Annotated in this window: 12 protein-coding genes; 7 read left to right on the top strand and 5 right to left on the bottom strand. The window is 59.9% G+C overall.

Annotated features, from left to right (window positions below; translation table 11 throughout):
* Positions 1 to 37: 37 nt before the first annotated feature.
* Together IEV53_RS06725 and IEV53_RS06720 are read right to left on the bottom strand one after the other, a co-directional pair.
* A complete protein-coding gene (locus tag IEV53_RS06725; RefSeq protein ID WP_188426034.1) occupies positions 38 to 1,438 on the bottom strand; it encodes a hypothetical protein in 1,401 nt (466 codons plus the stop codon).
* A 20-nt stretch (positions 1,439 to 1,458) separates the two neighbouring features.
* A complete protein-coding gene (locus tag IEV53_RS06720) occupies positions 1,459 to 2,289 on the bottom strand; it encodes an ABC transporter ATP-binding protein (protein ID WP_188426033.1) in 831 nt (276 codons plus the stop codon).
* A 206-nt stretch (positions 2,290 to 2,495) separates the two neighbouring features.
* Between IEV53_RS06720 and IEV53_RS06715 the strand changes: the two genes are divergently transcribed.
* Both IEV53_RS06715 and IEV53_RS06710 read left to right on the top strand, forming a co-directional pair.
* Complete coding sequence (locus tag IEV53_RS06715; protein ID WP_188426032.1) at positions 2,496 to 3,023, top strand: hypothetical protein; 528 nt, start codon at positions 2,496 to 2,498, stop codon at positions 3,021 to 3,023.
* Positions 3,024 to 3,238: 215 nt separating this feature from the next.
* Entirely contained in the window at positions 3,239 to 3,739 is a 501-nt protein-coding gene (locus tag IEV53_RS06710; protein ID WP_188426031.1) for a hypothetical protein, read from the top strand.
* Between the two features lie 56 nt (positions 3,740 to 3,795).
* Here IEV53_RS06710 and IEV53_RS06705 read toward each other — a convergent pair whose 3' ends face one another.
* Genes IEV53_RS06705 through IEV53_RS06695 form a run of 3 tightly spaced genes read right to left on the bottom strand, consistent with a single transcriptional unit; the run spans position 3,796 to position 6,145 of the window.
* The gene (locus IEV53_RS06705) at positions 3,796 to 4,332 is read right to left on the bottom strand and encodes a hypothetical protein (RefSeq protein WP_188426030.1); all 537 of its coding nucleotides are present in this window, start codon (positions 4,330 to 4,332) and stop codon (positions 3,796 to 3,798) included.
* Positions 4,332 to 5,342: an L-threonylcarbamoyladenylate synthase gene (locus IEV53_RS06700; protein WP_188426029.1), complete on the bottom strand. Its 1,011-nt coding sequence runs from the start codon at positions 5,340 to 5,342 to the stop codon at positions 4,332 to 4,334. Before IEV53_RS06700 ends, IEV53_RS06705 begins: the two co-directional genes overlap by 1 nt.
* A complete protein-coding gene (locus tag IEV53_RS06695) occupies positions 5,339 to 6,145 on the bottom strand; it encodes a 3'(2'),5'-bisphosphate nucleotidase CysQ family protein (RefSeq protein ID WP_188426028.1) in 807 nt (268 codons plus the stop codon). The genes IEV53_RS06700 and IEV53_RS06695 overlap by 4 nt, the downstream gene beginning before the upstream one ends.
* Before the next feature lie 237 nt (positions 6,146 to 6,382).
* On the opposite strand from IEV53_RS06695, the gene IEV53_RS06690 reads away from it, so the two are divergent.
* The 5 genes from IEV53_RS06690 (at position 6,383) to nadC (ending at position 11,256) form a co-directional block, all read left to right on the top strand.
* A complete protein-coding gene (locus IEV53_RS06690; RefSeq protein WP_188426027.1) occupies positions 6,383 to 6,865 on the top strand; it encodes an NADH-quinone oxidoreductase subunit B family protein in 483 nt (160 codons plus the stop codon).
* Positions 6,862 to 7,749 (top strand): NUDIX hydrolase, encoded by an 888-nt coding sequence (locus tag IEV53_RS06685; protein ID WP_229719731.1) that lies wholly within the window; start codon positions 6,862 to 6,864, stop codon positions 7,747 to 7,749. Before IEV53_RS06690 ends, IEV53_RS06685 begins: the two co-directional genes overlap by 4 nt.
* A 165-nt stretch (positions 7,750 to 7,914) precedes the next feature.
* Positions 7,915 to 8,892 (top strand): quinolinate synthase NadA, encoded by a 978-nt coding sequence (nadA, locus tag IEV53_RS06680; RefSeq protein WP_371869851.1) that lies wholly within the window; start codon positions 7,915 to 7,917, stop codon positions 8,890 to 8,892.
* A gap of 10 nt (positions 8,893 to 8,902) precedes the next feature.
* Complete coding sequence (locus tag IEV53_RS06675; RefSeq protein ID WP_188426025.1) at positions 8,903 to 10,399, top strand: L-aspartate oxidase; 1,497 nt, start codon at positions 8,903 to 8,905, stop codon at positions 10,397 to 10,399.
* Positions 10,396 to 11,256, top strand: a complete 861-nt coding sequence (nadC, locus tag IEV53_RS06670) for a carboxylating nicotinate-nucleotide diphosphorylase (RefSeq protein WP_188426024.1) — start codon at positions 10,396 to 10,398, stop codon at positions 11,254 to 11,256. The genes IEV53_RS06675 and nadC overlap by 4 nt, the downstream gene beginning before the upstream one ends.
* The last annotated feature ends 91 nt before the right edge of the window (positions 11,257 to 11,347 follow it).

The following is an 11,347-nucleotide window of genomic DNA, read 5'->3' as shown; positions in this document are numbered from 1 at the left end:
GTAACAGCTTGTCGTAGTCTGTCCATGTTGCTTGCGGCTAACGGGGCGGTTCGATCGGCCAGTCCTGTGCGGCAAGACGTGGCGGGACAAAAACATAAAACAGGGCGGCAATGATGAGCGATGCCGGTGCCAGCAGCCAGCGCCACCAGAACCCTGTCTGCAGGATGAGGGATGTCGCGAGTTGCAATCCCAGCACCATGGCGCCGATATTTAGAAACGCGATTGTCGCCCGACGATTGAGTCGCGGGATGATAAAGGCGAGCGTAGGCAGACAACTGGTGCCTATCAGAGCCAGGCCACAGGACCAGCCTGCCGCCAAAGCCCAGGTGAGCGTTGCCCGATGATCGAACCATCCAGTCAGGGCGATCATCGTACCCGCGATGAGACTGGCCTGAAGGGCCCTTTGCAGATGAAGACGATAGACTGCCTGGGCAAAGGCGCGTTTGCTTCCGTAAGGCCCAAGCGTCAGGAGAAAGGGCCAGTCTGCGCGCTGGGTCATCCAGGCTGAAAGACTTACGCCGATCAGAAGGAGGCTCTGACGCGCGAGGTCAGGCAAACGATGGCGCAGGGCGATGAGAGAGGGGGCGACCCCGTCTGCCATCCACGCAATGATTTCTGTCACGCCTCCGAAAATAAGCGTTGCGACGACAACCATCAGGATGACGGCAATCGGGCTGCCGGTCTGAAGAGGATCGGCGAGAGGCAGACGGACAAGCCATGAAGGGCGCCAGAGGATGACGGCGCTGAGACGCTCAACGACAGTGGAGATGCGCTTCGTGCTGCCATCAAGGATAGGGCGAGGCGTTTGGGCTGCCAGACGGTAATCGCTCAGACGATAGAGGTGCAGGACCATACCGAGACAGACGATCATGATGCCGATTGCGGTGTACCAGGGCATGGAGAACAGATAGTTCTGCATTCTGGGAACAAGCAGAAAGATAAACCCGAGCGCTCTGACAATACCCAGTGGCGTCATCACGCTTCGCAGGGCCGCTGCGCGGTTGACGGGCCTGGGGCTGCACCAGAGAACCATGGCAATGGCTTCCAGCGCGAAGCAGTTGACCGCGGGGGCGCCCGTCAGCAGAGGAGGAAGAGCAAGCAGGACACCCAAGGCCAGCGCCATGACAAGGATGGCAAGATATTCAGCGCGCTGCAGCCGATTGAGGAGATAGGTCGTCGGTGTTCGAACCTGTCGCCAGTAATGCAGGCTGATTGCCGAAAATCCGGCATAAAGCGAAACCCACCAGGTCGGGGCCAGAACAGGGGGAATGGCGTAGTGCCCGCTATGCCAGGACCGGACATTCCAGAACAGGAATGCGAGAGTAAAGCAAAGAGCCGTATAAAAAACGGCCAGGATAACGAGAGGGTTCTCGCGCAGGAAAACAGGCGAGACATAAAGCCGCATGGAGCGGAGGCAGTCTTGAAGGACTTGTGTCATCGAGGGGTTTCTGGCGGCGTTCATCGTGTCAGCGCCAGAAAATAGGCTTCCATATCGCCTGCAAGAACCGGCAGATTCCTCGCGTCCAGTTCAGGTCGCCAGCCACGCACCCAGACACTGCCATCGGGCAGGTCAGCCAGGACCTCCAGACCGAGCGCCGTATCGGGCCATATGGCGAGGCGCCGTATCTCACCGGCAAAAACCTCGGCGCTCAGATCGCCGATCAATCTTCCTTTCTTCATGACGAGAAAGCGATCGCAGATGCGTTCCAGATCGGAGATGATATGGGACGAGATCAGGGCTGTCGTCTCGCGTCGCTGTACGGTCTCAGACAAAAGCGCGATGAAATCATGCCGTGCCATCGGGTCGAGGCTCGCGACCGGCTCGTCGAGAATGATCAGATCGGGTGAGAAGCGCAGGGCCAGCACGATGGCAAGGCGTTGGCGCTCTCCACCTGACAGGGTGGAGATGCGGGCTTTGGGATCGAGTGCCGCCCAATCTGCCCAGCGCCTGTCTTCCGCGCCGTCCGGCTGGTTGCGAAAGGCGGAGAGATAATCCTTGAGTTCCTGCACGCGAAACCAGGTAAGGCCTGTCATTGTCTGGGGGACGAAGCCGATGCGACACCGCGTTTCAGGGCTCAGTTTGTCGGCGTTTTCACCCCAGATGCGAACAGCGCCTGAGTCAGGCACGAGCAACCCCAGAAGGCATCCAATGAGGGTCGTCTTACCGGCGCCGTTAGGCCCCAGGAGCGCATTGATACTGCCGGGCGCCAGAGAAACGCTGATATCATCCAGAATTTTCCTGCCGTCGTAAGTCTTGCAGAGACGATCGAGAAGGGCCGGATGAAGCATAGAGGGATAACCTTTATCGATTCGGAACGTTTATCATCTTTTTAACGGTATTTATTGTCAAAAATTATATGATTAACTTTCAGAGATTTTATCTTGTATTGGGATATGCCTGCGCTTCTGTCGGGGGCGTCCGGTGGGAGGGGACCCCTCTTGCGGCGACGAAGAAAACGGGTGCGTGAAGAGCGCGAGCGCGGTAAATCAGTCCCATGTCCACATTTGTCGAACGCATCAATCAGGCCGATCTCTGGCTGCTCGATAGGGTCTTTCAGCCGGTCTCAGACAGGTTGCCCGAAAAGCTCCCTTCGGCGGAACTCGGGATGAGCCTGCAACTCGGGGCGATCGTCTTCTTCCTGGCGGCGATCGTCATCCTTTCCATCAGCGGCTATGCCTCGATTGGTGACTCCGTATTCAATATCCTGAACTGGGTCCTGTTCGTCGCTTTCTATCTCGCCATCATGAGAATGCGCGGGCTGGTCAAGCCGGGTCAGGCCAATCCGCTGCGTTCGATGCTGTTTGGTATGCGCCCGCTCAATGTCGGTTTTCTGATCTACTCATTATGGGTTGGCGTAACCGGCAGCGGCGCTTTGATGCTGGCCAGTCTTTTCATGATCGTATCGAACATGATTTTTACGATGGGGCTCTACTTCGTCTCCTGCCAGCCCCGCCCGCCCGCCCGGCGACGCAGCCAGAGCCGCGTTGAGCTCCGACCCATCATGGGTGGGTTGCGTGACTGAAACCTGACTGCGGGCGCTGCGCGAAACTGCGTCAGACAAGTTTGCTCCCGCACCTTTAATTGAAGCTGACGAGCGCAGTATTGCGGGATTATCTGTTGTATTGCGATTGTTCACCCGCCCAACTGAGATTGGGCGATGCATACGTGGCACCTCATCGATCTGTTCCAGAGCCTTGTGCGGGCCAATACTCGTCGCGAATAAAGGTGTAAATTCAAATGGAACGAATAGAGACTATACGTGGGATCGATATTCCAGAGAAGGTTTCTGGTTGGGTTGATCAGTTCATAAAGCCTAATGATCTCGGTTTCATGTCCTACATACAGGACAGGGTCGATGCGAGTGATATTGTCGTCTTTTCGAAAGTGTTATTTCCAGAGTTTTTTATATTTGATGATGTCGTATTCCTTTCTGATTTCGTGGATGAAGATATGGTGAGAGCGCGTTTCCCGCAATGTAAAGCCAAGGGGAAGGATGAGCGTAGCTTCAATTTGGTGAAGATCTGGGATCTGTTTCCTTGGGGGGCAGAAGAGAGGTCATATGAAGACGCTGGAAAAATAATCGCCTTTGCATGGGATGTATCTTTGAGGCGGACCTTCCCAGACCGTAATTTTTGTGTGGAGTACATAAACTCGGAACAGAATTACGGGCCGATCGTCTCGTTTCACCAAGTGTTCGATCACGGAAAAGCTCCGTCGGAACTGGACGCCGGGCCTTAACAAGGTCGCAAGGCCCGAATGGTTTTGTTCAGGGTAGCAACGCAGTGCCCGGAAATTTAGCGAAGATAGATCGAGCGATCCATGCGCGGTGTATCCACGACCGAATGAATGAACTGCGTACCAGCAATGCCGATCAGAATGCCCGCAGCAAAACCGCACCAGATGAGAATTCTGGCAAAAGGCTTGCGTGACTCCTTGGTGAGGAGTTTCGACTGAAGCTCAGCGCGGGATTGCTGGGTCTGGAACAGTTCCGACCTCACGGATTCCAGTCTTGCGCGGGAATTGCGCAATTCGAGATCCATCTGGCGCAGATTATTGGTGAGCGTCACGATCTGCTGGCGGGCAGCCAGTGTGTCGGCACCGCTCTCGGCGGTCTTTGTCGTGCGTGTCGCTCTGGGTTTGGCGCGAGGTGGTGGGTTGGGGGCAATCGCGACAAAAAGATTTTTCAGTGCCCCCCCGGTCATGGCGCTTTTCTTCGCACGTGAGCGCAGCGCGCTGAGCGCTGCGATGGATTGCCCTTCCTGCTCTTCGAGAACGAGCGCAAGAATATCCGAGAGAACCTTGAGTTCCTTGGGGTCGAACGAGCCGGACATCAGCCGATCATGCTCTCCAGATCGTCGTCATCGCCACCGGCGACAGGGCGTGGGCTCGCTGCGCGACGCAAACGGTCGAGAATGGCCAGGCCAAGCCCATGGCGGGGTACCGGCATGGCGGCGATGGTCTGCAGCCCCCGGCGCTGGCCTTCCCCATCGAGAAAGCGCAGCCCGGCAAAGAGACGCGCGGCGGCTTCTTCGAGATCGCCCGTTTCGCTGAGATTATACACGAGTCCGGCACCGGGAAGCGTGTCACCGAAAGCCAGCAGGGCCTCGTTTTCGCTAACCGATTCAGCATTCAGCCGCACGGGCAGGCCAGGCGCGTAATGCGAGGCGAGCATGCCCGGCGATGAGGGCAGCTTGGTCGCATAATCATCGGGGTTGCGGATCGTACCACACACGGATTCGAGCTGCTCAAGCGTGATTCCGCCTGGACGCAGCAGGAAAGGCACTTCGCGCGACAGATCGATCACGGTGCTTTCCAGCCCGACCGAGCAGGGGCCGGAGTCAAGAATGGCATCGATACGGCCATGCATGTTGCGCAGCACATGAAAAGCGTCGGACGGGCTGACACGGCCTGAGGGATTGGCAGATGGCGCAGCAACGGGCTGACCGACCGCCTCAAGAAGGGCTAGGGCCGTCTTGCCGCGTGGCACACGCAACGCCACTGTCGGCAGACCTGCAGTCGCCAGATCGCAGATGGTCGAGCCGCTCTTGCGCGGCAGGATCATGGTCAGCGGGCCGGGCCAGAATTTTTCGGCAAGGCGATAGGCCAGTTCTGTCGGCTCGACATGGGCGAAGGCCGCTTCGGTACGGGCAAAATGGCTGATCAGCGGGTTGAAGCGCGGGCGGTTCTTGGCAGCGAAGATATGCGCAACCGCCGTGTTCGACGTGGCCAGAGCGCCAAGCCCGTAAACGGTCTCGGTGCCAAAAGCGACCAGCTTGCCGTCGAGCAGAAGCGCGGCGGCACGGGCGATGGCGTCGGGATCGGCTTTCAGGATCTCGGTCATGCGTCGTGCTCTCCTGCGGGATGACGGCCAGTGCACAGAAAGGGCGGGTTGAACCAGCCGGGCTTGCCATAAGTGAGCGGCTTGCCCTGCTCATCCAGAATATGGCCACCAGCGGCTTCGACAATGGCCTGGGGCGCGGCCGTGTCCCACTCCATGGTCGGGCCAAGGCGCGGGTAGAAATCGGCGGCGCCTTCAGCCACACGGGCAAATTTTGCGGCAGAGCCGATATTGCCCAGCGTGCCGACCTTGCGACCTGCCAGCCACTCTTTCAGCCTCGGATCATCGGCATAATGGCGCGATGCGAGAATGCGCAAACCGCCTTCCGGGGGGAGAACCGCAGAAATCTCGTTCAGCCCATTGCTGTCACGACGCCAGGCACCCTTGCCAACCAGACCCGTATAGAGCTGGCCATAGGCGGGCAGCGCCATGGCGCCCAGAACGGCACGGTTCTGGTGAACCAGCCCGATATTGACCGTGAAATCATCGCGTCCGGCCGCGAATTCGCGCGTGCCGTCCAGCGGGTCGACCAGCCAGTAGGTCTCGCCGGGTTCAACGAAGGTGCCGTTGGCAACTTCCTCTTCCCCGATGGCAGGAATATTGGGAGTGGCAGCGCGCAGACCGGCCAGAATGTGACGCTCTGCTGCCTGATCAGCCTCTGTTACCGGTGATTTGTCAGCCTTGATGATCGTCTCAAATCCACGGTCACGAATGGCGTTGATGAGCGTTGCCGCCTCATCTGCCAGTCGGGCGGCAAGGGCGAGCAAGGCATCGGCATCGAAAGGGAGGGCAGTGTCGCAGGTCATGTTTCCGGCTTACCGCAACTTGTGCATATCGTCATGGGCAAAACGACGCAGCCCGGCGATTTGCCCCCGTTGTTGATGGCGCGCCACGCTGGCTTCTGGTTGCGGTCAGGCGTGCTCCGGTCCTGTCGACCGGGCGGGGCAAACAGGGCGTGAACCGATGACGCGACGGGGGCGGGGGTTTTTCGCGCGCATTCTTTGTGATCAAATCCGGGTCGAATTGAATGAGCGGATCTGTCCATGATTTACCTGCGCGCGCTTCTGGACGCCCATCGCTGGCGGCCCCGCAGCGCCCTGCCACCGGCACCGCGCCCCCTGACGCTGCATCTCGTTGCCGGTGGCGGTTGCGATGGTTGTCTGATCGAGGCCAATGCCCTGCAGGGGGCAGCGTATGATCTCGCGCGGCATGACATACGTTTTGTTGATACCCCTCATGATGCCGAACTGCTTTTTGTCGTCGGGTGTGTGACACGCGCCCTGCTGCCTGCGCTTCAGGCCCGCTGGGCAGCCATGCCCTCACCCAAGGGCGTTGTTGCCATTGGCGATTGCGCGCTGGGGCAGGGGCCGTTCAGCACGAATTATGCAACGCTCGGGGGAATCATGGAGGCCGGTCTCTCCGGGGTGGAGCAATGTGATGTGGCGCTCAGAGGCTGTCCGCCGACACCGGCAGAAATCCTGCGCGGCCTGCTTCTGCTCACGACAGGTCGGGTCGTCTCGGCATGAATGAGATACGCTCGGAACTCGTGGCCGTGCTGATTGCGGTGCAGGATGAAATGCCTCTGGTCCTGACTCTCGATCATGGGCGCAATCTGCCCTCCGGTCCGCTCGAAACCGCCCATCGTTCCTTGCAGCGGGGGATGAGGCTCTGGGTCGAACAGCAGACACAATGCCATCTCGGGCATATCGAACAGCTCTACACCTTTGCCGAGGCGACGGGAGAAGAGGCCGGTGGTCAGGATCAGCCAAGGCTGATCCGTATCTCCTATATGGGGCTCACCCGGCTCGAGGATGCGCAGGAAGGCTGGCGGGGGCTTTACGAGTATTTCCCATGGGAGAACCGTCGCGAAAAAGGCGCCGAGCAGCTCGATGCGGAAATAGGCCGTGCTCTCTCCCAATGGGCAGGGCGTGATGCGGCCCGGTTGTGGCGATGTGCCGAAACCTTCGGGCTCGACGGGCAACCCTGGAACGACGAGCTGGTGCTGCACCGTTACGAGCTGCTCTGGGAAGCAGGGCTTTTGCCGGAATCGCGCCATCCGGCGTCATGGCTCGCGCCAGGGCGCTCCATGCCATCGGACAGGCGGCGTATTCTGGCCACGGCTCTGGCCCGATTGCGCGCGAAGATACGCTATCGCCCCGTCGTGTTCGAATTGATGCCAGAGACATTCACCCTCTGGCAGTTGCAGCGCACGGTCGAGGCTATTGCCGGGCGCCCGATGCATAAACAGAATTTCCGCAGGCTCATTCTTGCCCAGGATCTGGTGGAAGAAACCGGCGAGGCGGAAATGCAGGCGCAGGGGCGTCCGGCGCGGCTCTATCGCTTCAAGGGCGCCGTGATTGGCACGCGTCATCTCATGGGGTCGAAACTGCCCATCGCACGATCGATCTGAAACCACGCGGTGGCGAGTTGATTTCCCAAGGCTGGAAAATTCATCGAAATCACGGGATCGTGGCTTTGAAATACCGGGGGGCGATCCCAATGTAGGGGAACGAACAGTTTTATCCCTATTATGCTCAATAAGAGCATAAAGAGCGGAGTGGATCTCATGGATCAGATGACCCTCGTCAGAGACCGCAGCGATGCGCTTTACGAGCCCGTTTCCCGCTTGATGACCCGCGAGGACTGGGAGCAGAATTTCGCCGATGACATCAGGGCCATTCTGCGCCTGAAGCGCGAGCGCAATGCGGTGATCCTCGCGCATAATTATCAGACCCCGGAGATCTTTCACTGCATCTCCGACATACGCGGTGACAGTCTTGCTCTGGCGCGAGAGGCGCAGAACACCCAGGAGCAAGTTATTGTCATGGCGGGTGTGCATTTCATGGCCGAGACCGCCAAGCTCATGAACCCGGAAAAGACGGTACTCATTCCTGACTCGATGGCCGGGTGCTCGCTTGCAGAATCCATCACGGCCGAGAATGTGCGCGCGCTCAAGGCGACCTATCCCGGCGTGCCGGTCGTCACTTATGTCAACAGTTCGGTCGCTGTGAAAGCAGAGACCGATATCTGCTGCACCTCCGGCAATGCGAAGAAGGTTGTCGAAAGCCTCGGTGTGCCGCGTGTCATCATGATTCCTGACGAGTTTCTGGCGCAGAACATCCAGAACGAGACCGGCATCGAGATGCTCACCTGGCCCGGTCATTGCGAGGTGCATGAGCGCTTCACCCCTCTCGAAATCCGTCAGTATCGCCGCATGCATCCCGGCGTGGTTGTACTGGCTCATCCCGAATGCCCGCCTGACGTGGTGGCCGAGGCCGATTATGCCGGCTCGACGGCAGGGATGATGGAATTCGTGGCCGTAAAACAGCCGCGCAAGGTGCTCCTCGTGACCGAATGCTCGATGAGCGATAATCTGGCAGCGCTCAACCCGGCAGTGGAATTCGTGCGTCCCTGCAATCTCTGCCCGCATATGAAGCGCATCACCTTGTCTTCCATCCGTCGCGCGCTGGAAAATATGGAAGAGGAAGTCACCATTCCGGAGGCGCTCTTTCCGCAGGCGCGTCGAGCGGTCGAGCGGATGCTGGCCATCTGAGGGCGCCGTGATGATGACGCTCACCCGGTTTGCAGGCTGGCCGGTCATTGCAGGTGCCGGGCTCGCCGGACTTTCCGCTGCCCTGCATCTCGACCGGCCCTGTGTGGTTCTCAGCCCGACCCCGCTCGGTGAGGAAGCCGCCAGTATGCTGGCGCAGGGCGGGCTGGCTGCCGCCATCGGTCATGATGACGATGTGGCACTGCATATTCGCGATACGCTGGCTGCCGGTGACGGTTTGTGCGATCGCAGGGCCGTCGAGGCCATTATCGGAGCCGGGCCTTCTGCCATCGAGACCCTGCTCGACTGGGGCGTCGCCTTCAACCGTAAAGGGAGCAGCAGCCTCGATCTGCATCTCGAAGCCGCGCATTCGCGTGCCCGCATCGCCCATGTGCGCGGCGATGGCAGCGGCGCTGGCATCATGCAGGCGCTCATTGCCCAGGTGAAAAGCCTGCCACGCATTGTGGTGCTCGATGGCGTGACACTCGAACATGTCCATGCGGTCGAGGGACGGGTGCGTGGTGTCTGGCTCAACACGGGGCAGTTCATTCCGACCAATACCTGTATTCTGGCGTGTGGCGGGGCAGGGGCGCTCTATGCCGGGGCGACAAGCCCCAACAGCAATACAGGGCGCGGCCTTGCCGCAGCGGCCCGCGCTGGGGCGCAACTGGCGGATATGGAATTCGTGCAGTTTCATCCGACCGCACTCGATGTTGAAACGGGCGGTGCGCGCTCGCCGCTGATCAGCGAGGCCGTCAGAGGCGCTGGTGCCGTACTGATTGACGAGACCGGCACCCGTTTCACCGACGAGTTGCAGTCACGCGACCGGGTGTCGCGGGCGATTGCACGGCATCGCCTCGAAGGGCATCGCGTTTTTCTCGATGCCAGAAGCGGCAAGGCGGGCAAGGGGCTCAAACAGATCTTCTCACGTCAGTTCCCCGGTATTGCGCTTTCCTGTCGACAGCACGGGATCGATCCGGATCGCGAGCCCATCCCGGTGCGTCCGGCGGTGCATTATCATATGGGCGGGGTCGCGACCGACCTGCATGGTCGCGCCAGTCTTGCCGGGCTCTGGGCCTGTGGCGAGGTGGCATGCACGGGGCTGCATGGTGCCAATCGTCTGGCGAGCAATTCGCTGCTTGAGGCGTTCGTCATGGGGCGGGCTGTTGCCTGGGACGTCAATAATGGGCCGCGCGAGCGCCATTCCTGTCAGGATCCATCGCGTCCGGCGCGGCTGGGGGCAGCAAGTTTCGGCCAGCAGATGGATAAAGGGGCGGGTATTCTTCGCGATCAGGATGGGCTGGAGGCGCTGGCCACCTATCTTACCCCGCTCGCCGATCGCGACGATCACGCGCTGGTTGGTGCTGCCATCGCTTCTGCGGCCCTGCGCCGACGCGAAAGCCGGGGTAGTCACTGGCGTGTCGATTGTCAGGGGGCCACCGAGGCCGAGCGTTTTCATTTTACCCTGAAGGATATCGGTCTTCAGGAACGGAGCATTGTCTACGCATGAGTTCTTTCATTTCTCCCCTGCCGGATCTGATGTGGGAACCTGTTGTCCGCGCCGGTCTTGTCGAGGATTTTGGCATAGGGGGTGATGCCACCACCTATGCCATCGCACAGCCCGGACAGCGTTTGCGCGCTGTGTTTCGCGCCCGTCATGAAGGGGTGGTGGCTGGCATGAGCGCGGTGCGCCTTGCCTTTACCCTGCTCGACTCCCGGATCGGCTTCACAGCGCTCAAGGAGGATGGGTGCCGTATCGCCCCACGCGATATTCTGGCCGAGGTCGAGGGAGGTGCCGAGACCATTCTGGGTGGTGAGCGCACGGCCCTCAATCTGCTGTCGCATCTGAGCGGTATCGCTACCGCCACACGTCAGGTGGTCGATGCTGTTCAGGATACGAATGCGCGTATCTGCTGCACCCGCAAGACCTTGCCCGGGCTGCGTGCGGTACAGAAATATGCGGTCATGGCAGGCGGTGGCAGCAATCACCGCTATCGCCTCGATGATGCGATCCTGATCAAGGACAATCACATCGCGCTTTGCGGTGGTGTGGCCGCAGCACTCGAAGGCGCCAGAAAGCGCGCGGGCCACCTCATGGCCGTAGCGCTTGAGGTCGATACGCTCGATCAGCTCGAGACCGCGCTCTCGAATGGCGGGGCCAATGCCTATCTGTTCGACAACATGCCTGTCGACATGCTGCGTCAGGCCGTGCAGCTCGTGAATGGCCGCGCTGTGACAGAAGCTTCCGGTGGCATCACGCCGGAAACGGCCCCGGCTATTGCCGCAACGGGTGTCGAGGTGCTGTCGCTTGGCTGGTTGACCCATAGCGTCAAGGCGCTGGATATCGGCCTCGATATCGATCTCTGAAAAGCGGCTTCAGCCCGGTAACCAGCGCCGCCTCTCGAGGAAGGCAGGGGAGGGATGACCTCCTTTTCCTGAAGTGGCGGTGCGATCAGGT

Source organism: Asaia siamensis, from assembly GCF_014635085.1.
Classification (GTDB): Bacteria; Pseudomonadota; Alphaproteobacteria; order Acetobacterales; family Acetobacteraceae; genus Asaia; species Asaia siamensis.
The sequence above is the reverse complement of the archived record's forward strand: the minus strand, read 5'-3'. Positions and strand labels throughout refer to the sequence as shown.